The 25,255-nt window shown below is 62.3% G+C and carries 24 protein-coding genes, 1 tRNA gene and 3 pseudogenes; 8 read left to right on the plus strand and 20 right to left on the minus strand.

The window, feature by feature from the left end; all coding sequences use genetic code 11:
* The first annotated feature begins 52 nt into the window (after positions 1-52).
* The gene (locus tag KUW62_RS06910) at positions 53-901 is read left to right on the plus strand and encodes a hypothetical protein (RefSeq protein ID WP_224814770.1); all 849 of its coding nucleotides are present in this window, start codon (positions 53-55) and stop codon (positions 899-901) included.
* Here KUW62_RS06910 and KUW62_RS06915 read toward each other — a convergent pair.
* From KUW62_RS06915 to KUW62_RS06935, 5 genes are all read right to left on the minus strand, one after another.
* A complete protein-coding gene (locus KUW62_RS06915; protein WP_224814771.1) occupies positions 898-1,437 on the minus strand; it encodes a DUF421 domain-containing protein in 540 nt (179 codons plus the stop codon). The two genes, KUW62_RS06910 and KUW62_RS06915, sit on opposite strands and share 4 nt — an antisense overlap.
* Positions 1,434-2,042 (minus strand): class I SAM-dependent methyltransferase, encoded by a 609-nt coding sequence (locus tag KUW62_RS06920; RefSeq protein WP_370632861.1) that lies wholly within the window; start codon positions 2,040-2,042, stop codon positions 1,434-1,436. Before KUW62_RS06920 ends, KUW62_RS06915 begins: the two co-directional genes overlap by 4 nt.
* The gene (locus KUW62_RS06925) at positions 2,036-2,689 is read right to left on the minus strand and encodes a PIG-L deacetylase family protein (protein WP_224814772.1); all 654 of its coding nucleotides are present in this window, start codon (positions 2,687-2,689) and stop codon (positions 2,036-2,038) included. Before KUW62_RS06925 ends, KUW62_RS06920 begins: the two co-directional genes overlap by 7 nt.
* The gene (locus KUW62_RS06930; protein ID WP_224814773.1) at positions 2,677-3,579 is read right to left on the minus strand and encodes a hypothetical protein; all 903 of its coding nucleotides are present in this window, start codon (positions 3,577-3,579) and stop codon (positions 2,677-2,679) included. The genes KUW62_RS06925 and KUW62_RS06930 overlap by 13 nt, the downstream gene beginning before the upstream one ends.
* A gap of 136 nt (positions 3,580-3,715) precedes the next feature.
* The gene (locus KUW62_RS06935; RefSeq protein WP_224814774.1) at positions 3,716-4,711 is read right to left on the minus strand and encodes a glycosyltransferase family 2 protein; all 996 of its coding nucleotides are present in this window, start codon (positions 4,709-4,711) and stop codon (positions 3,716-3,718) included.
* A 246-nt stretch (positions 4,712-4,957) separates the two neighbouring features.
* On the opposite strand from KUW62_RS06935, the gene KUW62_RS06940 reads away from it, so the two are divergent.
* Positions 4,958-5,572 (plus strand): glycosyltransferase family 29 protein, encoded by a 615-nt coding sequence (locus KUW62_RS06940; RefSeq protein WP_224814775.1) that lies wholly within the window; start codon positions 4,958-4,960, stop codon positions 5,570-5,572.
* Here the strand turns inward: KUW62_RS06940 and KUW62_RS06945 are convergent.
* Entirely contained in the window at positions 5,569-6,867 is a 1,299-nt protein-coding gene (locus KUW62_RS06945) for a glycosyltransferase family 4 protein (RefSeq protein ID WP_370632862.1), read from the minus strand. The genes KUW62_RS06940 and KUW62_RS06945 overlap by 4 nt on opposite strands.
* Before the next feature lie 138 nt (positions 6,868-7,005).
* Here KUW62_RS06945 and KUW62_RS06950 point away from each other — a divergent pair, with 138 nt between their 5' ends.
* Positions 7,006-7,263, plus strand: a complete 258-nt coding sequence (locus KUW62_RS06950; RefSeq protein ID WP_224814777.1) for a hypothetical protein — start codon at positions 7,006-7,008, stop codon at positions 7,261-7,263.
* Positions 7,264-7,277: 14 nt separating this feature from the next.
* Here KUW62_RS06950 and KUW62_RS06955 read toward each other — a convergent pair.
* The 14 genes and pseudogenes from KUW62_RS06955 to KUW62_RS07025 all read right to left on the minus strand — a co-directional run.
* Positions 7,278-7,658, minus strand: a pseudogene (locus KUW62_RS06955) (SDR family oxidoreductase); the annotation flags it as partial.
* A 12-nt stretch (positions 7,659-7,670) separates the two neighbouring features.
* A pseudogene (locus KUW62_RS19095) lies at positions 7,671-7,853 on the minus strand (SDR family NAD(P)-dependent oxidoreductase); the annotation flags it as partial.
* A gap of 488 nt (positions 7,854-8,341) precedes the next feature.
* Positions 8,342-8,614: a DUF2274 domain-containing protein gene (locus KUW62_RS06965; RefSeq protein WP_224814778.1), complete on the minus strand. Its 273-nt coding sequence runs from the start codon at positions 8,612-8,614 to the stop codon at positions 8,342-8,344.
* On the minus strand, positions 8,611-9,810 hold the full coding sequence (locus KUW62_RS06970; RefSeq protein WP_224814779.1) for a TrbI/VirB10 family protein: 1,200 nt from the start codon (positions 9,808-9,810) through the stop codon (positions 8,611-8,613). The genes KUW62_RS06965 and KUW62_RS06970 overlap by 4 nt, the downstream gene beginning before the upstream one ends.
* Positions 9,807-10,793: a P-type conjugative transfer protein TrbG gene (gene trbG / locus KUW62_RS06975; protein ID WP_224814780.1), complete on the minus strand. Its 987-nt coding sequence runs from the start codon at positions 10,791-10,793 to the stop codon at positions 9,807-9,809. Before trbG ends, KUW62_RS06970 begins: the two co-directional genes overlap by 4 nt.
* On the minus strand, positions 10,790-11,479 hold the full coding sequence (gene trbF / locus KUW62_RS06980; RefSeq protein WP_224817058.1) for a conjugal transfer protein TrbF: 690 nt from the start codon (positions 11,477-11,479) through the stop codon (positions 10,790-10,792). The genes trbG and trbF overlap by 4 nt, the downstream gene beginning before the upstream one ends.
* On the minus strand, positions 11,476-12,186 hold the full coding sequence (locus KUW62_RS06985; protein ID WP_370632863.1) for a type IV secretion system protein: 711 nt from the start codon (positions 12,184-12,186) through the stop codon (positions 11,476-11,478). Before KUW62_RS06985 ends, trbF begins: the two co-directional genes overlap by 4 nt.
* Positions 12,144-12,527, minus strand: coding sequence for a hypothetical protein (locus KUW62_RS06990; protein WP_224817160.1), 384 nt, complete (start codon positions 12,525-12,527; stop codon positions 12,144-12,146). The genes KUW62_RS06985 and KUW62_RS06990 overlap by 43 nt, the downstream gene beginning before the upstream one ends.
* A gap of 117 nt (positions 12,528-12,644) precedes the next feature.
* Positions 12,645-13,571 carry a DUF2493 domain-containing protein gene (locus tag KUW62_RS06995; protein ID WP_224814781.1) on the minus strand — a complete coding sequence of 309 codons (927 nt, stop codon included), beginning with the start codon at positions 13,569-13,571 and terminating at the stop codon, positions 12,645-12,647.
* A gap of 251 nt (positions 13,572-13,822) precedes the next feature.
* The gene (locus KUW62_RS07000) at positions 13,823-14,866 is read right to left on the minus strand and encodes a toprim domain-containing protein (protein WP_224814782.1); all 1,044 of its coding nucleotides are present in this window, start codon (positions 14,864-14,866) and stop codon (positions 13,823-13,825) included.
* A 116-nt stretch (positions 14,867-14,982) separates the two neighbouring features.
* Positions 14,983-17,112, minus strand: a pseudogene (locus KUW62_RS07005) (ParB/RepB/Spo0J family partition protein).
* A gap of 181 nt (positions 17,113-17,293) precedes the next feature.
* The gene (locus KUW62_RS07015) at positions 17,294-17,545 is read right to left on the minus strand and encodes a hypothetical protein (RefSeq protein ID WP_224814785.1); all 252 of its coding nucleotides are present in this window, start codon (positions 17,543-17,545) and stop codon (positions 17,294-17,296) included.
* 157 nt (positions 17,546-17,702) lie between these two features.
* A complete protein-coding gene (locus KUW62_RS07020) occupies positions 17,703-18,896 on the minus strand; it encodes a DUF932 domain-containing protein (RefSeq protein WP_224814786.1) in 1,194 nt (397 codons plus the stop codon).
* 89 nt (positions 18,897-18,985) lie between these two features.
* Positions 18,986-20,074: a site-specific integrase gene (locus KUW62_RS07025; RefSeq protein WP_224814787.1), complete on the minus strand. Its 1,089-nt coding sequence runs from the start codon at positions 20,072-20,074 to the stop codon at positions 18,986-18,988.
* A gap of 113 nt (positions 20,075-20,187) precedes the next feature.
* Between KUW62_RS07025 and dusA the strand changes: the two genes are divergently transcribed.
* The 5 genes from dusA to KUW62_RS07050 all read left to right on the plus strand — a co-directional run bounded on the left by dusA (position 20,188) and on the right by KUW62_RS07050 (position 25,211).
* Complete coding sequence (gene dusA, locus KUW62_RS07030; RefSeq protein ID WP_224814788.1) at positions 20,188-21,177, plus strand: tRNA dihydrouridine(20/20a) synthase DusA; 990 nt, start codon at positions 20,188-20,190, stop codon at positions 21,175-21,177.
* 52 nt (positions 21,178-21,229) lie between these two features.
* Positions 21,230-21,306, plus strand: a tRNA-Arg gene (locus tag KUW62_RS07035).
* A 155-nt stretch (positions 21,307-21,461) separates the two neighbouring features.
* The gene (locus KUW62_RS07040) at positions 21,462-22,997 is read left to right on the plus strand and encodes a DUF4153 domain-containing protein (RefSeq protein ID WP_224814789.1); all 1,536 of its coding nucleotides are present in this window, start codon (positions 21,462-21,464) and stop codon (positions 22,995-22,997) included.
* A 10-nt stretch (positions 22,998-23,007) separates the two neighbouring features.
* Positions 23,008-23,703 (plus strand): response regulator transcription factor, encoded by a 696-nt coding sequence (locus KUW62_RS07045; RefSeq protein ID WP_224814790.1) that lies wholly within the window; start codon positions 23,008-23,010, stop codon positions 23,701-23,703.
* Positions 23,688-25,211 (plus strand): HAMP domain-containing sensor histidine kinase, encoded by a 1,524-nt coding sequence (locus KUW62_RS07050; RefSeq protein ID WP_224814791.1) that lies wholly within the window; start codon positions 23,688-23,690, stop codon positions 25,209-25,211. The genes KUW62_RS07045 and KUW62_RS07050 overlap by 16 nt, the downstream gene beginning before the upstream one ends.
* The last annotated feature ends 44 nt before the right edge of the window (positions 25,212-25,255 follow it).

Here is a 25,255-nt window from a genome sequence, read left to right on the forward strand (position 1 = left end):
CCGGTCCTGGACGGAAGATTTTCTCGGCTGGAGACGTTGCAGATACTGCGACATGCGGCTTCCTATCGACAGGTCGCTGCGTCACGCGGACGGCTCAGATCTGCTACGGTCGACGCTCCAGTCGCCCCCCGCAGGACGACAACTTGTCGGACATGGCCACTGGCGTGCGACAGTCCGTACTCTCCGGATCGCGGGGACGACGATTAATCGGTGGCTCGCAGGCAGATGGCCTTCACAACACCGGCTTGCCGATGACCCACGTGATGTTCCTGAATTCAAACCGTTCGAGAGCTTCGGCCACACCTCGGTCAGCCTGGTCGTCCTGGCCCGGGCAGGCGATCCTGCGCTGCCGGGCCTCCTTGATCGCTACGAACGTACGTTCACCGATATCGTTATCGTTCTGGACAGCAGTACGAAATGCGACCGTTCGGATAGTAACGTCCGACTTTTCGGACGGCCTCTCGATGGCAATTTTGCAGCTCAGCGCAATGCAGGAACGTCGGCTGCAAAGGGTTCATGGGTGTTCCATCTCGACACGGACGAAGACGTCTCAGCCGACTTCTGCGCGGTCCTGCCGCATCTCGCGAGCGCTGCTGCTTGCTCAGGCTATCTTGCCGTCGGCTTCCCGCGGCGAAACTATGTCGATAATCGCCTCAGCGATCTTTTTCCGGATATCCAATATCGTCTCATCCGGCGTGACGTGCTTTTCGAAGGCCGCGTTCACGAGCGGCCCAGTGTTTGCGGGCAAGGGGATCGTACCATTGTCTCACAACACGGCATGATCGACCATCGGATGGCGCGCGATCGGGTCCGGGCACGGTCCAAGCACTACGACCAACTGGGTCAGGAGGCGGCGCGGCATCAGGACGATGTCGCATTGTTGTCAGCCTTCGCACCTTAGTGGCCCCTCTCGTTTTCGCTGCGCTGAACGCCCGCAAGTAGACGTTCATCCAGCGTATCGCTGCGATCGTCGTGCAGGACTGAAATATCTCCGGTGGTCTCGAAGACCACCGCGAGCACCTGATCGAACTGCGTCACATTGGTCTCGCGCAGCTTGACGTGCAGATCGCTTTCGCTCACCTTGGTCCGTTTCAGGTTCTCAGGCAGGATATTGGACCCGTCCATCAGCAGCACAGGATCGTTGATCACCAGCCGTTCGAAGCGATCCGATCGTGCGATGAGGAGCGACATCACCCATTGCAGGCCAAAGAGCACCGCGATGGCGGCGAGAGGAATAAGGAGTGGCGTGGAGTTGGCCATCGCCGCGCTGGCCAGAACCGAGCCGATCGCCACCGTGACTGCAAAATCATGCGGGACCATTTTTGCGAAGCTCCGCAGGCCGACCAGACGTACCGCGATCAAGATCGCGCCATAGGCGAGAATACCTCCGACCATCGCCTGCCACAGATCACTCCAGCTTTCGGGCAAAATGGTCATCTCGTATCTCCAATCCGGTTTCTTGGCCGCCAATAGGCTTGGACCTCCCAACGCGACGTACGGTGCTGCTTGCCGGATTGCCAGCCAATGCGGGAACGACCCATGAACCGGGCATGCAATCCGGGCTGCTTTTGAGCTGCATCCGCGAACTGGCGATGATGATGGCACAGGACAAGGGAACCGCCGGGCCGAAGGCTTCGCTCGATCTCGCGCACCACTGAAACCAATGTGCGATCGTTGAGATAGTAAAGCAGTTCCGCGATGACGATGGCATCGTAGGTCGATCCGGGAAACCGGCCGGGCAGGGGCAGGTGATGCAATTGAACCCGCGAAAGGCTGCTCACGATTTCCGCGGCGCGGCGAAGCGCGGCTTCCGATCCATCGCAGGCATCGACCGACAGCGCGCGTTTGGCCAGGTCCCGGCTGTTGCTTCCGTTGCCACAGCCCAATTCGAGGACACGACCGTGTATCTGGGTCCCCAGCATCCGAAGGACAATCCTTCGCTTATGAGCTTCGTTGCGAGAGATGCGGGTGCCCCAAGGGTCTGCCGCGTCCGTAAACATCCGGTCGAAATGATCGAGCGTGGCGTGGTCCCTCATCAACATGTGAACCGCTCACAGGGCTGGCACATCCGCGCGATCATCTCCGGGGTCAGGCAAAACCCGTCCGGATCGTCTTGTATCAACCCCGTCTGGCTCCGATAACGACGAAGCGCTGCGCGTTTCGCTGCTGCGGACCCATAGAGTCCAGTTTCGCCTCCAAAAGTGTTCACTGAAGATCTTTGCGACGGCCAGACGACGTAGCGCAACCGTCGAATGGCGGTGGGCCAAGAGCGGTCACACAGACCGGCGACGGTGCGGTGGTCAGGATGATCGTCATGTTCCGAAGGGACGATCAAAAGATCGGGCTGCGGGCGCGCACGGAAGCAGCCCAGTGCGTTGTACTCTTCCTCCATCGTTAGGTCACGAAGCCCACCATCCGGTAGACCGAGAAAGGTAACATGTGCGGGTGGCACGCCTGCCAATTGCATCGCCGAGAGCGTCTCCGCTTGCCGAAGGACAACGAGCTTTTGTTTGGGGTAGGCGCGGCTGTTGCGATGCGAGGCCGATCCATCGGTCACGACGATAACATCGACCCGCACCCCACGTCGGCGCAGCGTGGAGATCGTAAAGAACGCGCCGATCGTCTCGTCATCGGAGTGCGGAGCCACCACGACCGCATGGTGCACCCCGTCGAGGTTCAGGGCGCGCAAGGCCAAACATCCAGCGAGCCGCTCGCGACCGCCGCGCCGACCTCTGCCAGTTGCGCGTCAGGCCCGGGCTGACGAATATACATGCCAAGATCTTGGGCGAACCGGCAAACCGGAAATTCCTCGAAATAAGCCGCCGTCCCGCAGGCCTGCTGCGCCAGGGCAATCCCTCGCTCGCAGGCCGCATAAACTACGTTGCGTAGGTTCGCGACAATTGTCGTATCGAAGTCGTCCCCTTTCGAAACCCATGTCCGACCGGTGGAAAGAACCAACGCTGCCGCCGCGCTCGCTTCGCCATGGAGAGCCGCAAGCCTCCGCTGCTGAACAATATCGTCCGCACGTTTCAGCCGGGTCAGATGATCGCAAACCGCGTCCAACAGCCCCGTCAATCCACCGATCTGCACGGTCGCGAAGCGCAGCGCGCCGGCGCTGAACCATGGCTCGCGTTCGTAGTCTCCAGGCTCACCGATCGACTCGCTTGACGCACCCGCCCACTGAACGCGATGGGTTTCGGAGTGTCGCATTCCCGAAACACGCCACCAAGACTCATCAACACGGCCCGGGTTCTGTTCGAGATCGATCAAGTGGAGCTGTGTCTGCGGCGTTCCAGCGGCGCTCGTGACAAGCGCATGCGTCAGAATACCGGCACCGGAAGCGTAGCTCTTGCCGCCCGTTAGGCCCTTTTCGGACTGTTCAAGCGTGTAGCCCGGGCCCTCGGCATTCCACACACCCAGGATGGCATGGGAGCCATCTCCGCGTTCCAGCGCTTCGAACTGATCACGGCCGCCATACCGATACAGAATTTGCCACGCATCCACATGACCTTCGAAGAGACGTCCAAGCGCGATGTCGTGCCGACCGGCACGGAACAGGCGGTGAAGAAGATCGGCCATCTCTTCAAGAGTACCGGGGTCTTGCCGGGATCGGCCCGCGTCGAGCTGAGCGATGCAATGACGAATGAATTGGGCATTGTCCGGGCACTCCGACCGGTTTGGGAAGTTGGCGGCTCGGACCGCTGTATTGCATCTTTCACACACGGAACTGATTGGCGTTCAGAGTTGTGAGTATGGCCGCGGCCTCCGAAAGGGCCACATCACGCGTCGTCTCGTAAGCGGGAACCGCCTTCATGGCAAAAGCATCGGCGTTGGGTGCCTCCTTCGCCAGCAGTCGCAGTTCCTGTGTTGCCCCGAGAGCTTGTGCTGCCCAGGTCCAATCGCATCGACCCTTTCGCCGCGCATAGACCTTCCGCGCAAACGCATGGCGGGCATATTGCTGCGCGGCGTCGGCAGGATGTTCGACCCGAGGCTCCTCTACCTCGTCCGCCATGAAACGTAAGGCATCGGCCAGACCCCCCTTCGCACGACCGTTCATGCGCGACGAAGTCACCACCCGCATCGCTCGGTCATGGCGCACGCGCAAACCCCGGTGGCGCGCGCGATCCACGATATCCTTGTCTTCTCCGCTGGCGATTGCCGTAAAACCGTCAAGCTGTCGGTAGGCCTCAACGCGAAACCCCAGATTGGCACCACCAACCCATGGATGAGAGGGTGCGGGATCGTAGGGAATGACGTCGATTTGACGCCGCAGGCTGTGCAGGTCTTCGAGATAGGTCTCCAGCGCGTCGCGCGCCGGGAGTACCGACGCGCGATCCCGGGTCGTATAACCGGCAACGACATCGACCTCACGCAGAGCTGCGACTGCGCTTCGAACCCAGTTGCCCTCGGGAACCGTGTCCGCATCCGTTGTCAGCAGGATCGCGTCAACCCCTTGCTCGCTGCCCTCCAAGGCATGTTCAACCGCCAAGCGCCGCGCACGACCGGCATTCGGTGACGCGGCCCGAGAGACCAGCGATGCTTTGCCCGCAAGACAACCGGTCTCGAACACATGGCGGGCGAAGGCTAGTCCGCCGTCCCGGCACCCATCGAAAAGAAGATGCACGGTCAGCTCGATCGCATCGCATCCGGTCTGGCAAGCCAGCGACTGCAGCAAACCTGGCAAGCCAGCCTCCTCGTCACGAACCGGCACGGCGACTTGGACATGTGTCAAATCATTCTCCTGCAACTGCCGCCGAGTATCGCAGGATGCACAGACGCGCCCTCAATCTAGATTGATGCCAAATCCATCTCCTTGCTTATTCGTCACGACGATCCCGTCAGAAGGCTAGGTGTACTTGTGTCATATCTACCCCTTATTGACTGGGCATATCTTGCGGCTGGTTGAGGTCTTGCCTTGGCAACGAGGAGGCAAGGTCGACTGTTGGAGTAACAAGATATGCCTAAGCGCATCGCCATCGTTGGAAACGCGCCGATAGAAGATGATCGGTCTTCGTTGATCGATGGCGCGGATCACGTGGTGCGGTTCAACAATGCGTTCGGCTATGGCCATGTAACGGGCGCGCGGATCGACGATCTCTATCTCATCAATTGCGGGGGGCAGCCCCTGGAATGGCTGCGTTCGGACGCGTTCTGGTCGCGCGATTATCTCACAAAGACACTTCAGATCACGCTGCCTTTGGCTGCCCCTAACCGGCAGCGATCGCTTGGCGTAGCGGACGATGGCGATGGCCAATCTGTCGATGGCCTGAACTTCGAATGGGATATGCGCGCCGCGCTTCGGCCGCTTGGCAAAACCGTTCGCACGCTCGCCCCCGATACTATCTCAGCAGCAACAGATGCCTTGCGCGCCTTGGGAGCCGGTGACGCGCAGGTCAACCCGAGCACCGGCTACCTCGCGGCGTTTGCCTATCTCGAAAGCTGTACGCATGGGACGATTGTCGATCTTTATGGATTTACCTTTGCCGGGTGGGGCGGACATAGCTGGGAAAGTGAGAAGGCCTGGGTTCTCGACCAGCAATCAGAGGGTCGGCTTAACTGGCATCAGCCTTAGCGCGCCGTCTTCGGCTGCGCGGTCGGTTCCAGACTGCGCTGGCGACCGGCAAGGATTGAGCGGTAGACCTTGAGCGTTTCTTCGCCAAGCCGCCGGCGAGTGAGGGTTCGAGCATGCTCACGACCATTTGCGCTCAACCGCCTCTGCAACGCATGGTCTGCCAATAGTGTCTCAACCACCTTCTGAATGGACCGCGCAGAACAGTCTTTCGCCAGGACACCACACTTGGTGCGCTCGACGAATTGCACAGCGGCGGGGTCCTCTGCGCATGCGACCAGCGGGCGGCCGAAAGCCGCCGCTTCGCGATAGACCAGACCGTAAGACTCATAGCGCGAGGGTGCGAGTACAATGCTCGCTTCCTCAAAGAGATCGTGCAGCGTTTCGTCGGCCACAGCTGGGAAGCAACGGATATGGCGACGGGCATGATGGCTCTCGGGATGGCGGGCCAGTAGCGCACCGACCGCGTCCTCATCGACGCCAACGATTGTAAGGCTCGCAGCGGGGCGATCGGCGCGTTTCCGTGCGCTGACAATCCGGATAAAGGCTTCGACCATCTCCTGAAACCCCTTGCGCCGTTCGTCGCGGCCGATGAACAGGAATTTGGGCGCAGCTACGGGATCAAAGCCGACGTCTCGGCTGCGCGCCAGCAGCGTTGGATCGAGGGCCAATTCGACGACAGCGTGCGGCTTTGCGGAGGGAATGCCATAGGTTTGTTCGATCATGCGGTGATGCGTCACCGTGTTCGAGATGAGAGCGCTGGCGCGCCTTGCGGTCCACGCCTCTAAGGAGTGAGCAAATCGGAGATCGATCATATTGCGCACGCCTATGGTAGAGGACCATGTGTCGATCGCCGGCGTGCTGTTGCGAATGACAATTGGCGTCTCGTGGCTCGTCAGGAGTGCGGCCGGTGCGTACCAGTTCGTTGCTTCGATGATATCGAAGGGTGTCTCCTGGTGTAGATCGCGCACTACTTTCTGAAATTGCCACGGTGCTACGAGATGCCCGCCGCAGGCCCGCCGACGCACAAAGCTCCCGACCCCTTTCTCCGGTGGAGCGCAGCCAATGATTTCGATGTCTGTTTCGTTTTCCCGAAACCCAAGGGGTTTGGATGCGGTAATGACGCTCACCGAACATCCGGTCTCGCGCAAGCCATGCGCGATCATATGCGCTGCGCGCCCTAGACCGGAGCCGCCGGGTGGGTAAAACCACGTGAGCAACGCGACCCTCATGAGAGTGACCCTGAAGAGATGCAATAAAGCCTGATCATTCGGACCGGATTGCAAAGATCCGCGCATGCCGCTTCAAGGTAGCTTGAAGCATGCCCGAACACCCCAGCTAGAAATCGAGTGAAGTGAATCGACGTCAGGCTTTTCTGGTCTGCTGACAGCATGACCTAAGCGCCGCCTGCTATGCATCCAAGGAGATGAGAAACTATGCAGGATATGGTTCAGTGGTTCGCGACCCTTACCGGAATAGCAGCTGCAGTCATTGTCTCCCTCAACCTCGGTCGGAAGCTGACTGGATACGGCTTCATTGTCTTTACCGCATCCTCGATCGCCTGGGTCTGGTTCGCATTGCAGGCGGGGGAAACCCCCTTAGCGATACAAAACGTCGTCCTGACTGTCATCAATATCGTAGGCATCTACCGGTGGCTCATCCTAAAACGACAAATCAACAACGCTGAGGAGTAGTCTGCCGAACTCGCTCATCCCCCGATCAGATCGCCACCGTTGCGATGTAGAACCTGGCCGGTCATGTAGCTGGAAGCCTCACATGCCAAAAACATGAAAGACGGTGCAACCTCGCACGGTTGGCCGGGTCGACCGAGGGGGCTATCGGTCCCGAACGCGTCAATTTTGTTCTTCGAAAACGACGCCGGGATCACCAGTGCCCAGATCGGACCGGGTGTCAGGCCGTTGACGCGAAACTTCTTCGGCGCAAGCTTCGACAACGCCGCGCGCGCAAACCCGAGGATGGCACCTGTTGTCGATGCATAGTCCAGCAACAGGTCCTGACTACGATCGGCCATGACCAACGTGGCGCTGATGATCGTAGAACCTTCGGTCACGTGCGCCAGGGCTGCCCGTACGCAGAAAAACTACCCGAAAATGTTCGTCCGGAACGTCTGCACGAGCTGTTCTTCAGGTATATCCTCAACCTTGTCGCGCGCGTGCTGCTCGGTAGCGTTACCGATAAGACAGTCGAGTTGGCCGAACTCGGGGACAATGCTTTCGGCGGCCTCCTGACAGAGTGACTTGTCGCCGACATCGCCTGAGACGAGCTTGGCTTCTGATCCTTACAGCTCGACCAAACGTTTGGTTTCGTCGGCGTCACTGGCTTCACCATTGTAGACAATTCCAACTCGCGCGCCTTCCCGCACAAAAAAAACGGTGACCGCAGGGCCGATCCCGGGATCGCCACCGATGATGGTCGCAACTTTGCCGTCCAGCCGACCAGAAGCTAAATATTTAGGTATGCGGAGGGCGCAATAAAAATACGACGAACCTCAGGATGCAGCGAAAACTCGTTGCCAACTCAACATAAACTTCATCAGCCGCAGCCGATATGTAGGTGCCAACTAACTGTTCACCAAATGAGATCAACGCCATCAATGTTCGCAATAATGCGTTGAAAGCCTACAATCTTATCTTCACCGATGGAGTAATGGATCGAAGCTAACTAAAGATAAGAGAGTTGGGCGGCGGGTCGATACAATCTGTGTGCAATCGTTGGAATGTCCGTATGATTGGCGCGCGCAGGCTTCGATGCTTAGGCGTCTGATGCCGACTCGTTCGTCTTTCCGGGCATCTTTTGACGAGTTGCTGCATCCACAGCCTTGCGTGCCTTCGCAAACCCGCGATCTGTGGTCATGAAACGCGCGATCATGGGTGCAATCAGTCGCGCGGGTTCAAGCTCTTGGTCGGTCTGATTGGCGAGGACGCGTGCGTAAACGCTCAGATCCCGATGAACGTCGGCGGGTAATTCCACGGAGAGCTTGACGGGTTTGTCGTCGGGGATGGCACTCAGCTTCAGTTTCGTCATCGCACTTCTCCTAGGGGGTCGAGGATCAGATCTCGGGTGATCATGACGCGCACCGGGAAACCGGGGCTGATTGTGAGGGTTGGCGGGACGGAGATTTGTTGCCGAACGATCTCTTCGCCGGTGCGTCTAATTGTTCCTTGTGCGGCCTCGCGGATGGCGGTGGCGACGTTGTCTTCACTTGTCGCTACGCCCTCCAGGCCGACGTTGAGGATTGTGGCGAGGCCTGCGGCGAGGAAGACCCGGCCCCAATGGTAGTTGACCCAATCCTGCAGGCCGGCAGTACCTGCTCCGTCGGTGCCGGGTTCGCGATTGAGGTTGATGGACCGGCCATCGGGAAGGATGAGACGGGTCCAAACCAGAAGGAGGCGGTTCTGCCCCACAACTATGGTGCTGTCGTATTCGCCAAGGAGCCGCGCGCCCTGGGGGATCAGAAGGTAGCGTCCCGAGGGGCTGTCATAGACGTTGGAAGTGACTTGCGCGGCGATTTGGCCCGGCAGGTCCGAGCGGAGCGCTGTGAGGAGCGCGGCGGGAATTACTGTGCCAGCCTGAAGGATATAGGGACTTGGTGGAGACACCAGCCGTTCTGAGCTAACGGGATCTGTAGCTGTTCCGCGTGTTAGGACGGTGTCCTGGCCTGCTGCAGTGCCTTGAGGCGCAGAAGAGCCGTGCGGCATGGGGAACATATTCGAACCCATGGGGGCAGAACTAGGATCTGCACCGCTGCCTCGGGGCCCGGTTTGCGTCTCTGCAAAAAGGGCGCTGAGTCTAGCGGCCTCGATCTCTTGCAGTCGAAGCTGTTCTGCCGGATCAATCCCGGGCGCTGAAAGCCCTGTGTGGGTTGGAATGGGAACCGGATCACCCCGTTCCTGCGCGCTGAGGATGGGGCGACCAAGCTCGCCGGGCAATGGAGGCCCAAGACGGGGAACATCACCATAGTTGGTCGGCAATCGTGAGAGACCTTCTGCAGCCTGAATGCGTTCGGTCGAATACAACTCGGAAGGTGTGTCGCTGGCCTGACGGCCTTGCAAAGCGACGATGAGGATGGCGCCAAGACCGAGACCAACGGTCGCCACGAGCGCCGCAATCGCTTTTCGGGAGAGGCGCATGACGCGCGGCGGGTCGGGGCGGAGGCGGAGGTCCCGGGCGATGTCCCGTTCCTTGCGCGGACCTTTGGGATCGCTGGTTGGAGCTGTCATCTCGTTTGCTCCTCCGCATCGTCAGGGTCTGCGCGACGGTGCTCGACGCCGTCCATCCGCACGATCCGCACCATTTCTTGCCGGGCTTCGCCAAGCCTGAGTTCCGCGGCCCCGAACAGCCGATCGACGATCAGGACATTTCCCGTGACGCGGGTGTTGACGATCTGGCCCTCGCCGTCCGGTCCGATCACGAACAAAGGGGGCATCTCGCCTTGGGCGATGCCTATCGGGAAGACGACGTAGACGCGGCGGCCATCGTCGAAAACCGAGACCGGACGCCAAGGTGGGCTGTCGCCCTGCAGGCCATAGCGATAGTTCCTGTCTGCTTCCGACGGGATGGTTGGACGCAGCAGAGCTGGCAGACGCGGTCGTGTCGGTTCGGACGGATAGGCCCATGCGACGGCAGGCATCCAAATCTCTTCGCTGGCGCGCAGCTCGATCAGGTAATTGCGCCGATCGGTGCTGATGACGAGATTTGTGGTGATGTCCGGACGTATCGGTTTGACGAGAACGTGGACGCGGGCAATCCTGCCTGCGCCGCTCACGGTGTCGCCTATGATCCAGCGAGCCGTGTCGCCTGCTGCAATGGGGCCGGGACCGATCAGCTGTTCGCCCGCCTCCAGGGTGATCGTCGTGATCTGACCAGGGGCGGCATAGACCTGATAGAGCGCACCTTCGCTCCAAGGGAAGACCTGCAAGGAGTTGTAGTAGCCCTCTGGGCGCGGCTCGATCCGAGCCGCAGCGTTGGCGGCTGCGATCCGGGCCTCAGGCGTGGCTGCATTAGGGTCTCCGCCACGGGATGGCGTCCATGAAGGTGGGGTGTGGACCGGGCGCAGAGGGTCTTCCGCCAGGGGCGGTGACGGAGGAGGTGCAAGAGTAGGGACTATGTCGTCATAGGCGATCTGCGGCGGAGGCTCGTTGGCGCAAGCTGTCAGGACAGTTGTTGCGAGAAGAAGACAAGACAGGGTTCTGAGATGGGTCATTGGACACTCTCCCTCGACCAGTTGATGGCATGGACATAGACACCGAGCGGGTTCTCACGCAGGCGCTCGGCATCGCGGGGCGGTTGGATGACGATGGTGAGGATGGCGGTCCAGCGTTCGGTGGCTGCCAGCTGGCCGTTCTCGTAGCGCCGCTCCATCCAGGCGACGCGGAAACTGGTTTCGGAGGCGCGGATGACACTGGAGATCTCGATGGCGATCTGGGTCTCGCCGACGGCTGCGAAGGGGTCGTTCACCCGTGCGTAGTCGTTGAGTGCTGTAGCACCGCGATCCGTGGTGAACTCATAAGCCCGCAGCGAGCTTTGGCGCAGCACGATGGGGTCCGCGGGCACTTGCCGGACATTCTCGATGAATCGCGCCAGATGCCAGGCGATCTGCGGATCGGTGGGTTCATAATCTGCGAGAGCGGGCGCAACTGCCTGTGCCGCGCCGAGATTGTCGACCTCGACCACATACGGAACGATCGAACGTTGCGTCGATTGCCAAATGAGCGTGACGCTCAGCCCGGCGACCAGCGTGAGACAACCATGGGCCATGAGGCGCCAGTTGCGGGCTTGAACGCGGGCGGAGCCGATGCGGTCGTCCCAGGCTTGCGCTGCCCTCTGATAGGGCGTGACGGGCTCGGGGGTGGTGGAGTATCGGACTGTTGGACGGCGGAACATGGTCAGGATCTCTCCGATAGGCTGACGGCTGATCCGCCACCGCCATGATCGCCAGAACGGATCACGTGGGCAGCGGTACTCACGCCGTGATGGATGGATTGCTGTTGCTTCATGCGACGCGCCCATGCGGGCGGGCCAGCGTTCGCGGTGGCTACGTTGGTATGTCTGGCATAACTGCCACCGGTGGCGGCGTAGGCGGCGCGCGCGCCGGACTGGGCACTCTCCGCAATCGAGCGTTGCAGGGGGCTCGTGGCGGCCGCCACTCCGGCTTTGCCGATTGCGGCAACGCCTCCCGCAGCCTTTCCGGCCATCGTGGATCGCGATGCAAACCCGAGCTGGTAGGCTGTGCTCGCTCCTCCGGCCGTCGCGCTCGCGCCACGAACGCCAGCCCCTGCCGCTCCAAGAGCCATGTGTCCGGCGGCGGCACCACCGAGGGCCAGACCGCCCGCGGCCACCGCGGTCCCGACGGCGGTGCCAGCGCCAAGTTGCGGTCCGCCCGAGACGATCCCGTTGGCGATGCCCGGGCCGAAGATGCCTAACGCCAAGAGCGCCAAGGCACCCAGAACGACCGACATGGCGTCTTCGATGGTAGGCTCCCCAGCAAAGCCGGAGGTGAAGTCCGCAAAGATGGTTGAGCCGATACCAACGATAACAGCGAGGACAAGAACCTTCACGCCTGACGAGATGACAAGGCCAAGCACGCGTTCCGCCATGAAGGCAGCGTGACCGTGAGATCGCCGGTACCGCCAAAGCTTGAAAGGCCCTTTGCAGCGTGAAACCCGGCGATCCCGGCTGGAACCGCGTAAATGACGCCAATCACCATGCGAAGGATTGGGCCCCGGACGCGCTCGAAGGCGAGCTCGCCGATTACAACGGCGATGCCGCCGAACAGAACCCCTACGAGAATGGACAGGAACACGCCATTGCCGGTCTCGTAGACGCAAAAGCCGGATGTCAGGCCAATTGCGAAAGGAAGGGCGTAGACTGCGAGATTAAAAGCAATCCAACCGAGAACACCAAGACCGAACAGGGAAAGAAAGGTGGAAGCAAGCATAAGGCTCTCCTTTTCGAAGCAGGATTGCGCCGCCACCACCACCATCGGCACGCAGGGAACATAACAGATTGGTGCCCACCCCGGGAGGTCCAAGAACGGGCATCGGCGGAAATCCGGTCATGTCGGCAGGGTGGCTTTCGGGCGAAAGTCGAAGAGGGGGATGCCCATCGCACGGGCCTTGTCTGCGAGGTTGTCGGTGATGCCCGAGCCGGGAAAGACGACAAGGCCAATGGGCAGGAGTTCGATTAAGCGATCATTGAGCTTGAACGGCGCGGATTTGCCATGCCGGGTCCAGTCGGGCCTGAAAACGATCTGAGTCACACTGCGGTTGTCGGCCCAGGCGCTGGCGATCCGTTCCGCACCACGCGGAGCACCGCCGTGCAGAAGCACCATGTCGGCGTGCTTGGCATAGACCCGATCGAGCGCCGCCCAGATCGCGGGGTGGTCATTGCAGTCGAGCCCGCCGGCGAAGGCGATTTTTGTGCCCATGGGCAGCAGCGGCTCCAGATCGGCCCGGCGTTTTGCGGCGATGTGATCGCGGCTGTCGATCAGCGACGCGGTTAGGGCCCGGTGGGAGATATGGCTGCCCGTGCGCGGATGCCAGTTCTGGCCGAGATGGGTCTCGAATAGGTCGGCGGCAAGATCGCGCAGGGCCTCATAGGCGTTGCGTTGCTCCAGAAGGGTAAGACCTTCGGCAGTCAGAGCCTCCAGTTCGACCGAGCGGACTTCAGACCCGTCCTGTTCGCGCTGTGACCGCTTCTGCACTTGCTCATTGGCGTCCAGATCCCGCTCGACCCGGGCTGCCTTGCGATGGAACAGGTTGGTGACGGACCAAAGGAGATCGTCGAGGTCTGGCTCCAGCCGCGTGGCGGACAGCGTGGCGACGAGGGCATCGAAGATGTCTGTGACAGCGGTGCGAAGCGCGCCGAGCTCCGGCAGTGGGCGCGGATCGGGTTCGTCGTTGAAGGGGCGCCAGCCGTAGAGTTGCAACTCGTCGAGAACTATTGCGGTTGAGGATCGGGTCTGAGGATCGGTGTCGGCCATGGAAGTGTCTCCGGATATCGAGGTCCGCGCCTGTCGCGGCCTTCCCGGGCAACGGAAAAGCAGGGGCCGGGCGGGCTTGCATTCTCAGGGGTCCCCGTCGCGCCTGTGCGATGGGGTGGAACCGGAGCGCAGCGGAGGACGGCTTGCCGTTGCGTGCCAGCCCGGCCTCTGCTCCGTTTCGCCCGCTTACGGAAGGCCTGCAGGCGCGGCTCTCCGGCCAGGAACGGCACTGGCCGAGGCGTCGGACCTGGTCAATCGGGGACGGAATCGAGGAAGGTGCCTGCATCTTCTGGCGCAAGTTGTGGGCGCAGACGGGCGCGCAGATCGTCGAGGCCGAAGGCGCGCAGATCGTCGTTGAAATCGCCAAGACGCGGGGTGAGCTGGATGACCTCGATGTGTTGATCTGTGAAACGGTCTATAAGAGACGTCGCCGCACTACGTCCTGCCGGGTCATTGTCGACAGCAATATAGAGGCGGCGCAGGGTCTTCGGTAGGTTGAGTGCTGAGAGGTGGTTTGCCGAGAGGACGGCAACGACAGGCAGGTCAGGCAAAGCCAGACGCAACGAGAGTAACGTCTCCAGCCCTTCGCCCGCGGCCATGATGCTGGCGGCATCACCCATGCGGACCCCATTGCCGAGGAGGTTCCCCATGGCCTTCCGAGGAGGGACGACAGGGGCTTTTAGGGCCGTAGCCGGATCGAGCCAAGTCCGGTGCAGACCGGTCAGGCGACCCTCCAGATCGGTGACTTTCGCCAATAGGGCGGGCCATGTCTCCGGGGGCTCCAGAGGCGGATGGCCCTTGCGCCAGTAGAAGCAGCTCGGATGGAACCGCAGTGCACGGGTTTGCGCCATACCCACCAGCCCACGCTTCTCAAGATATCGTTCGGCCAAAGTGCCCTCGACCGGTTGCCCCATACTCCAGAGCCGCCGCGCGGCCTTTGCCGATCCGCGCTTAGCGGGAGCATTTTCTGTTGTCTGAGTTGGGGGTCTTGGGAGCCCCAGAAACCGTCGCGCTTCTTCCATCGTATCCTTCAGCGTGGTGATCTGCATGGCCGCGCCGATCAGATCGAGAAGGTCGCCATGCTCGCCCGTGGCGGCATCCGACCACTTTCCGGCTGCACCGGCACCGTATGTCGGACCCGTCAGCCGAACGTAGAGGCTGTGCCCGGGCGCGTTCTCGACATTGTCGACCATCCAGTATTGCCCATGCCTGCGGCCGTTCGACAGGTAGTGACGACAGACGGCCTCCGCATTTGCAGCCAAACTGCAGGCGATAACTCTTGCAGGGCTATCCATCGGTGGGTCCTCTCGTCAGTGCAGATGGAAAAAGGGCTCACCGTTTCCGATGGGCCCAAGGTGTCCGGTGGGTCGGGCGGCCTGGGGGACGGTTTAGGCCCGACCCACCGGATGTGTCACTCGGCGGCTGTCTTGGCGAAGGCGTCACCGGCGACGGGATCATCTTCCTCCATCGGGTCGGAGTCTCCGATAGCCGGTTCGCCGCCGTCTTCCGCCGATTGCGCTTCGCTGCTGTCGGGATCGTCGTCCGAAGCGTCATCGTCGACGCGGCCTGCCTCGTCGACCAGCTCGATTGCCGGTGTGTCCTTTTCCGGCAGCGGCGGCGTACGCAACGGTTCGGGCAGCCAGCCGGTGCCCACAAGCTGCTCCTCGGCCGCCGTCACCATCTCGGTCTTCTTCAGCCCGCCGATCCGGTCGGCAGCGTCCTCACCTTTCGCTTCGCGCACGGCCTCGAGGATGCGCGCCTTGGTCACGCGACCGAGGTAGCTGTCACCCGTGGCCGTCCAGCCCGCCTTTGCCATGTCGAGCCCGACGGTCCCAGCCAACACATCCGCATGCGCGATGGCGCGCGGTCGGCGCTGGTAGGGGTCGTGGACGGCATTCACGCTGATCGCCACGCAATGGGCGAAGAGCGCCTCGCGGCTGCAGCTGTCGAACTCGGTCAGGGCCTCCCAGAGGTCTTCTGGCGCTTTCGGCAGGTTCCGTGCCCAGGTTTCATGGCGCTGGTCGATAGCCTGCGCATAGCCCGTGTCGCTGAGGCCCGGCACCTGCGATCCGAAGGCGGCGTTGCGCGGTTCGATCTCGACGCAGCTGTCGACGGCGTAGCGATAGAAGAGCCGCAGGACCATCGCGTGCAGGGCTGCGAGGAAGGCGACCTGCGGGTCCTGGGCCAGCGCATTGCGGAGCGCCACCGTGCGATGGGCCGTCAGTTCCATGACGAGGCGGTCGGAGAGCGGCTTGAGGCCGTCGTCCTCTTCCTCCTCGTCCGTAGTGGACGCGACGGTGTCATCAGCATCCTCGACCGGCGCCGTTTCTGGTGCGATCTCGCCGGTGTCCTCCACCTCCTCGACCGGTTCATCCTCTGCTCGCACATAGCCCCGCTCGACCCGCAGCCGCCCTGAACTGTCGATGCTGACGAAAGCCCCGGCCAAGGCAAGGTCGTCGGCCTCGTACCAGACCGGACGTGCCTCAAACGCTTCCATCGCCTCCTCGATCTCGCCCAACCGGGTATCGACGTCGTCAGGCAGCTCGTCGGCTTCTGCATGCTCGGCCTCAATTGCGTCGTATTCGGCCTTAAGCGCCTGGTAGCTGGTAGCCTCCTCGTCGCTCATCGGCACCGCCTCGCCATGGACCCGGCGCATCCCGAAGGTGTGGCCATAGGGGAATTCGGTATCGACCTCGACCCATTTCCAGCCTTCGGCGCGCACCCCCTCGGCCTCCTCGGCAAGCTTCTCGCGCACCATTGCGTCGAGCAGTGCAGCATCCTGCAGCCAGCCGCCGTCGTCCTGCTGGAACAGGTCGCGCAGGATCTCGCCCCCGGCCTCGATGTAATCGTCGAGCCCGGCGAACTGCGCCCGCTTGTCCGAGGCCCGCACCGCACCCTCTGTCAGCATGCGGCGGATCTCGTAAGGCTGCCGCGAATAGTGCCGCTGCAGCGCCTCCTAGACCTGCTCCTGCCGCGCGTGATCGGGATTGACCGTTAAGGCCATGAGCTGGTCGAGCGTCATCTCTTCCTCGGCATAGGCGTCGAGCAGCGAGGGCGCCACGGCGGCGAGCTTCAGCCGCTGCTTGACCACGCGAGCCGAGACGAAGAAGGCCGCGGCGATCTCCTCCTCGGTGCGGCCCTTCTCGCGCATCGCCTGGAAGGCGCGGAACTGATCGAGCGGATGCAGCGGGGCGCGCTGGACGTTCTCGGCCAGGCTGTCCTCCTCGGCGAGGCCATCGGTGCGCATGATGCAGGGGACCAGCGCGGTCATGTTCATGCGCTTCTGCTTGACGAGCAATTCCAGCGCCCGGAAGCGCCGCCCGCCGGCGGGGATCGTGTACATGCCGGTCTCGGTGCCGTTCTCGTCCAGCACAGACCGCACGGTGATGGAACTAAGCAGCGTCCGCCGTGCGATGTCCTCAGCCAGTTCCTCGATCGACACGCCCGCCTTGACGTGGCGCACGTTCGACTGGCTGAGAATGAGCTTGTTGAAGGGGATGTCGCGCGAGGCGCTGAGGGTGATCTTCTGTTGCTTGGTCATCGGGATATCTCCGCGACAGGCCGGCCGGGAGCCTCTCTCCCGACCTCCAAACCCGTCACGGAAAACCCGGCACCCCTCTCACTCTAGGGCCGCTAGGGCGAACGTGTGCCGCATGAGACGCCCGATATGCGGACGAAGCTGCCTTCGGCAAAGTTTGAGCCAATGACCGCTTTGTGTTACGCTAACGGCGAACCCAGAGAAGTGACACGCCGTGACCATGCCGAAGCTGAAAAGAGTAAAGGTTTCCACCGAGCAGGAGCTTCGGAATTGGCTCAATAAGAATTCTGATCAAGAGCAGGAAGTGATGATTGTTACCTGCAACCAGAAGTCTCGCGACAAATTCATCAGCATCGATCGAGTCCGGGATGCCGTTGTGCAGAGTGGCTGGAATGCCGGGCGAAGTTACACTCTCGACGGCAACTTGGTCGGACACGTCATCAGTCACAGCTAACTGACCTGCTATTCTCAAAACAACTGAATGCGGACATTGGTCATTGCCGCAGCATTTGTAACTTCGGGCTCGAAGCGGACCTTGAAGGCGTGATGCGAGGGAGGTGGCTGCCGCCGGAACCACTCTCATCGGAACCAGACTACGTCACCTTCTCCAACAGGCACTTCGCCTTCCCCTCCATCACCAACCGCGCATCCTGCTGCGGCTTCGACCGTGCCACCGCGGTGATCCCCTGCACGAAGTCGAAGACGCTCTCGGGCGGGCGGCCTTCCTCGGCCAGCACAGTCTCGACGATCCGCCCCGTCTCCGCCTTCGAGAACCCGCGCTTGCGCAGGAAGTCCTGACGGTCCTCGTCCGACCGCGCGACGATCTTCTCTCGCGCCGCGCGGATGCCGTCGATGAAGGGCGCGGGCGAGGACTCGGCGAAGCGGCTGAGCGCCGGGGCGGCCTCATGCGCGAAGCGGGACGCGGCGTATTTCGAGTGCCGGATCGTGATCTCTTGGAAGTCCTCGACGCCCCAGAGGTTGCGGTTCTGGCAGACGGCGCGCAGGTAGAAGCTGGCGATGCCGAGCGTCTTGGCGCCCACCTCCGAGTTCCAGCAATAGAACCCCCGGAAGTAGAGGTCGGGCGAGCCGTCGGGCAGCAGCCCCGCCTCGATGGGGTTCAGGTCGTCGACGAGGAACAGGAACACGTCGCGGTCCGAGGCGTAGAGCGTCGTTGTCTCCTTCGTGACGTCCACGCGCGGGTTGTAGATGCCCGTCGACCAGTCGAGCACGCCCGGCACCTTCCAGCGCGTGTCGCCCGTGCCGTTGCCCGCGATCCGCTGCACGGCGGAGACCAGTTCATGATCGTAGATGCGGCCGTAATCGGGGCCGGTCACGGCGCGCAGTTCCCTTCGGCCATTCGCGACTTCCATGGTCTTGATCTGCTCGGCCCGGTGGTTCGTCAGCCCGTATTGCAGGTTGATGCCCGCCAGAGGCGCAGGCAGCTGCCGGAGATAGGCGGCGGGCGCACCGACGAGGCTTGAGAGCTGGCCGAAGGACCAATGCGTCGGTGCTAGGGGTTCATCCGCACCAGGCAGGACCAGCCCCAGCTTTTCCGGGTCGTCGCGATGCGCCTCGACCCGGATCGACGCACTCTCCACCGTGCGCGTCCGGCTCCGCTCCGCCCGGCCCTTGACCGAGGCGAAGAGATCGTCGAGCGACAGATACCGCTCGTCATCCGGCCGCGAGAACCATTCGGACGCAACGCGGTCCACGTTCGTGCCGCGCGACACGTCCACCTTGTAGCCGCCGCTTGTGTCACGTCCGGCATCGATAATCTCGGTATTCATGCGTTTTCTCCCGCGACGGGCGGTCGAAAGCCTCTCTCTCGACCTCCAAACCCGTCACGGGCCGGAACGGCACCCCTCTGACCCTCGGGTCACTCCGCTGCGAGATCCCCCAGCGGGGAGGAGCCGCGCGATGCGTCCAGCCGGTGAAGCGCCTCTGGACGAATATGGGTGTAGCGGCGCAGCATCTTCCAGTCCTTGTGGCCGGTAACCAGCGAGACTTGCTCGATGGCGAAGCCGGCCTCGAAGAGGCGGCTTGTGCCTTCATGGCGCAAATCGTGGAAATGCAGGTCCTTCACGCTGACCTCGACGCAGGCGCGCCGGAAGGCCGAGCCGACCGATCTCGAATTGTAGGGAAAGATCCGGCCCCTTGCGTGTCCGAGTTCCTTGGCCTGTTCGGTGACCAACGCCCAGGAATCGAACCCCGTGGCGGCGAAGAGTGGGATCCGCTGGTCGTTCCCGGTCTTGTTGCGCGGGTCCTTCCTGTCGCGGATCATGAGCATCCGACGGTCGATGTCGAGATCGGTCCATTCGACGCGGCAGATCTCGTCGAGCCGCATCGCACTGGCCACGGCGAACTTCACGATCCGCGTCATCGGCAGGGTGAGGCGTTCGTTGTCATCGAAGCATCGGAATAGGCGGTTCAACTCGTCCGTTGTGGGGCGACGATCCCGCTCGGTGCCCTTGCCGATCAGACCGAGCCGCTTGAGCGCGACACGCGCCAGATCAACGGGTTCGGGAGAGATGTCGAGCCCGTGCACGGCTGCCGCATGGGTGATGATCATCTTGATCACGCCGATATCGACGCTGAGGGTCACCGGGCCCGCACCTTGCTCCGCGCGCATCTTGCCGTAGTCGATCAGCTTCTGTCGGTCGAGATGCCCGATCTTCTCCTTGCCGAGGTTGCGCTTGAGCGTCGTGAGCGTGGCGGCCTTGCTGCGACGCGGCGGTTTCCCTACCTCGCACATATCGGTTATATGAAGGTCGATGAGGTCGCCAAAGGTCTGGAGGCTGGAAACGGACATGCTTGTAGGCGCCAACCCCTGATCGACCCGGGTCTCCGCCTGGCGGGCCCAGCGATGGGCGTCGTCGCGGCGGAGGAACGTCTCGCTCGCGTAGCGGCCCTTTCGTCTGATTTGGACCCGGTAGGCACCGGAGGGAAGCTTGGTGACGGAGGCCATTTTCGTGTGCGCTGTGTGTGCAATGAATCGTCGTAGAGGGGCAAATTCGGGGATATTGAAGCGTATTCCAGCGTAGCAGCATCCGCCACCAACAGTTTGAAGATACACAAAAAATGCAAATAATTCAACACGCTAGATTGTCTATTGCCCCGATGATGGATTGGACCGATCGCCATTGCCGGTATTTTCACCGGCTGATGTCGACGCGGGCGTTGCTTTACACAGAGATGGTCACAGCCCCCGCAATCGTGCGTGGGGATGCGGAGCGGCATCTGGCCTTCGACGCGGCTGAGCATCCAGTGGCCTTGCAACTGGGCGGTTCGGAGCCTGCGGAATTGGCGGCCGCCACGAGGATCGCGGATGACTACGGGTACGACGAGATCAACCTGAATGTCGGCTGCCCGTCGGATCGCGTACAGTCGGGATGCTTCGGGGCTGTTCTGATGCGTCAGCCAAGGCTCGTGGCGGAGTGTGTGCAAGCCATGCAAGCTGAAACACGCGTGGAGGTGACGGTGAAATGCCGGATCGGGGTGGACGAGCAAGACCCGCGTGAGTCCTTGCCCGCGTTCCTCTCGGCGATGGTCGAAGCGGGTGTATCGCGCGTGACGATCCACGCACGCAAGGCGTGGCTGGAGGGGTTGAGCCCGAAGCAGAACCGCGATGTCCCGCCGCTCGATTACGATCTGGTCTATGACATGAAGCGCCAATTTCCCGCGCTGCATGTGTCCCTCAACGGCGGGATCGACACGCTTGATACGGCGAAAGACCATCTTCGCCGCGGCATGGACGGGGTGATGATCGGTCGCGCAGCCTATCACTCACCCGGGGAGATTCTTCTGACCGCGGACGCGCATATCTTCGGCGATTCTGGGGCGGGGCGGACGGCCGAAGACGTGGCGCTGGCCATGTTGCCTTACATCGAGGCGCACCTGTCCACGGGCGGGCGCCTCAGCCACGTCACCCGCCACATGCTCGGCCTCTTTGCAGGCAGGCCCGGCGCGCGGGCTTGGCGCCGCATCCTGTCGCAGGAAGCCCATATCGACGGCGCCGGGCCGGAGGTCGTGGAGCGCGCCCTGCAAAGCCTGACCGCCCGGGCCGCGTGATATTTATTTGAGATTGCGGGGGGCAGAGGGGGCGGATATACCGCGCTGACGTGGACCCTTAGCTCAGCTGGATAGAGCGCTGCCCTCCGAAGGCAGAGGCCAGAGGTTCGAATCCTCTAGGGTCCGCCACTTTCCCCACGGCCAATTCATCGAAGCCGAAGGCGCGCGCCGCTACGTTCCCCGCGCACCTGCACGGTTTCTGCACGAAAGCCTCTCGCCCCTTGCGCAAGCCCGCGACACATCGCGAGGGCTGCCCTGTCAATGTGCCCCCAACCAATTTTGGAATGGAGAACATGATGACGGGACAATGGACCATCCGCGGCGTACCGGACAGCTTGAGAGATGACGCCTGGTGGTTGGCCGAGCCGAGCGAGGGGCCCGCCCGGCCCGGCGATGCATCGTTTTGGACCCGTGCGCAGCCGCTTTGGAAGGTCATGCTCGCGCTCGTCCTCTTGGTCTGCCTTGCCGATCTCAGCTTCTGGCGGGTCGAGTCGGGGCTTTCGATCGCGGTGTTCTGCCTCGCGCTTTCGGTTGCGATGCTGTTCTTCAGACCGGGCGGGGCCACGATCAGGGAATGGATGCTCGCATTGGGCTTCGCTGTGCTGTGCAATCTTCCGGTGATCGAGCAGGTGCAGGGGCTGTCGATTGTCTTCAGCTTCGCCGGCCTCCTGATCCTCCTGGCTTGGGTTGCCGCGGGCCGTGTTCCCGGCCTTGGCCATACAGCACGCGCGCTGGTCTGGGCGTGTTGCGACGGGATTGCCGCGATGCCGGTGCAAACAATCCGGGCGGCTCGTGCGAACCATGGGGGCGTCGGATACCAGGGCCTGCTGCGTAGCGCACTTCTGCCCGCCGGGATCGGGCTGGTCTTTGCCGCCCTTTTCGTCAATGCCAATCCGATCTTTGGCGGCGTTCTGAACGATCTTACGGCGTTCGGCTGGCTCAGCATTGATGGCGTATTGCGCATCCTTTTCTGGGGCTTCGTCGCCTGCCTCATCTGGCCATATCTGAACGCGCAAGGCGTAAATGGCGTGGAGCCTTTTGGGGCCGCGCGGTTCAGGACCCCGACCTTGCCCGCGACGCTCACCGAATTGGTCAATGCCCGGTCCGTCACACTGTCCCTGATCCTGTTCAACATCCTGTTTCTCGGCCAGACGCTGTCGGATCTCGGCGTGTTGCTTGGCACTGTCGGCCTTCCCGAGGGCGTAACCTATGCCCAATACGCCCATAGCGGGGTCTATCCCCTGATGGCGGCGGCCCTTCTGGCGGGGCTGTTTGCGATGGCGACCCGGTCGATGGTCCAGGACAATCGCACCTTGCGATGGATGGTCTATGCCTGGTTGGCGCAGACCCTGTTTCTGGTGATGACGGCGGCACTGCGCATGATGCTCTATGTGCAGGTCTATTCGCTCACCTACCTGCGCGTGGCCGTCTTCATCTGGCTGGCCGTGGTGCTGATTGGCCTTGTCTTGGTCATCGTCCAGATTGCGGAGCGGCGGTCGACGGGCTGGTTGATCCGCTCAACCTTCGGCGTCGGGATTGTCACGCTCTACGTGTGTTGTTTCGTGAATTTCGCCCACCTGATCGTTTCGTACAACCTGAACGCCGACATTCCGCTCAGCCGGTTGGACCTTGCCTATCTCTGCGGGTTGGGCGAGCAGGCGATCCCGGCGATGATGGACCAGGGGCAGGTCATGGACGAGGTTGTGTGCGGCACGGGCGGGCGGCCGGCAATCCGCTTCGACCCGATCGAGACGTGGCAGGAATGGGGCTTTCGCCGCTGGCGCTTGCAGTCGTATCTTGCCGCTCACCATGATCTTTGAGGGGCGTGTGATGCCTGCCAAACTTCTCGTCATCGACGACGACCCGAATATCCGCGACGTGATCGGCTTCGCGGTGCAGGCGGCGGGGTTCGAATGCACCTTCGCCGAAGATGGCGCGCGGGGTCTGGCGATGGCGCAGGCCGGTGGTGTGGACCTCGTGATCCTCGATATCGGCCTGCCGGAGATGGACGGGCTGGAGGTCTGCAAGGCTTTGCGCAAGACCTCCGACGTGCCCATCTTGTTCCTGACCGCGCGTGATGATGAGATCGACCGCGTGCTGGGGATGGAGATCGGGGGCGATGACTACGTCACCAAACCCTTCAGCCCCCGCGAATTGGTCGCGCGCATCAAGGCGATCCTGCGGCGGGCCGGGGCGGGTCCGGTGGATGACACGTCGGGCGTCTTGCAACAGGGCGCGCTGACCCTCGACACCGGGCGACATGTCTGCCGGTTCGACGGCGCGGAGGTGGCGCTGACGAATTCCGAATTCTCCCTCCTGAGGGTGTTGATGGAGCAGCCCGACCACGTGGTGAAACGCCCGGACCTGACCGACGCCGTCTATGGCACGAACATCCACGTCTCCGACCGCACGGTCGATAGCCACATCCGCAACTTGCGCCGGAAATTGGCGGATGCGGGATGTGCCGACGGGATTGTCACGCTCCACGGGGTCGGATTGCGGATGGGCTCGTGCCGGACCGCGTAAGGCGCAAGTGGCGTCCTGGCCTTTGGGTCGTGATCCTGTTGGTCCTTGGGCTGGTGCTCTGCCTGCCTTTCGCGGGCCTGTTGCTGTTTCGCTTTTACGCCAATCAACTGGTCCAACAGACCGAGGAAAGCCTTTTGATGCAGGCCTCCGTCCTCGCGGCCACCTATGAGCAGGTCTACCGTGTGGCCAGTGACCTGCCGGAGCTTGCCGATGCCCCGATCGGCTTCGCGCCGCTTTTTCCATCCGTCACGATGAACCCCCAGGCGATACTGTCACCGCGCCCCGATCCTTTGCCCGCGACGGAGGCGATCGGCCCGGCCTATGCGCAGATCGCGCCGCTTCTGTCGCGTATCGCCGACAATGCCCAGGAACAGACGCTGGCGGGCTACCGCTTCATCGACCGGTTCGGCACCGTGATCGCGGGCAGCGCGGAGGTCGGCACGTATCTCGGTCATGTGCAGGAGGTCGCCCTTGCCCTGAACGGGGAAACCGTGTCCGTCCCGCGCACGCGGGTGCGCCAGGGGCGGGAAAGGGCGATTTACGCGCTCAGCCAGGGATCGCGGGTCCGCATTTTCGTAGCGATGCCGGTCTTCGTGGAGGAGGATCTGATCGGCGTCGTCTATCTCAGCCGGACGCCCAACCACATCTTCCGCTTTCTCTACAGCGAGCGCCTGAACCTCTTCGGCGCGGCGCTGTTTGTCCTGATTTCTACCGGGCTGATCGGCTTCGTGTTCTGGCGGTTCATCTCGCGACCCCTGCACGCGTTGATCGCCCGAACGGAAACCTTTGGCGCCACGAACGCCGAATGGGACCCGTTGGAGCATTACGGCACGCGGGAGATCGAGACACTGGCCCAGAGTTTCGGCACGCTCGCCAATCGCCTGCAACGGCAGCAGACCAGCCTCAAGACCTACACCGCCCATGTCAGCCACGAGATGAAATCGCCCCTGACCTCCATCAAGGGGGCGGCGGAGTTGATGCAAGACGCAGACATGTCGCCGGAACAGCGCGCCGTCTTCCTCGACAATATCGGGCGCGACAGCGCGCGGATGGAACATCTTCTGGCGCGGATGCGCGAATACAGCGCCGTGGGTCAGTTGCCCGCCGCCGGAACCTGCCGCGTGTCAGCGGTTCTGGCGGCCGTCGAAAGCCCGCTCGATGTCAGGCTGACGGGCGCCGATGAGACTCTGCCGATCTCTGCCGAGGCTTTGACCATCATCCTGCACCATTTGGTCGAGAATGCCGCGGCCCACGGTGCCACGCGCGTCGACGTGCGTGCGGGCAAGGGGGAGGACGAGGCATGGATCACCGTTTCCGATAACGGATCAGGTGTGAGTGCTGGCAACCGCGACCGGATTTTCGAGCCGTTCTTCACCAGCCGCCGCGCGGAGGGTGGCACGGGCATGGGGCTAAGCATCGTGCGCTCGGTCGTGGAACAATCGGGCGGCACGATTGCGCTTGTCGATGCGGGGCAGGGCGCGGCCTTCCGGATCGCCTTCGCTGTGTAGAAAGCCTTGTCTCTGCTGGAAAAAACCGGTTCAGCTAAGCGCGG

Source organism: Hasllibacter sp. MH4015 (genome assembly GCF_020177575.1).
Taxonomy (GTDB): Bacteria; Pseudomonadota; Alphaproteobacteria; order Rhodobacterales; family Rhodobacteraceae; genus Gymnodinialimonas.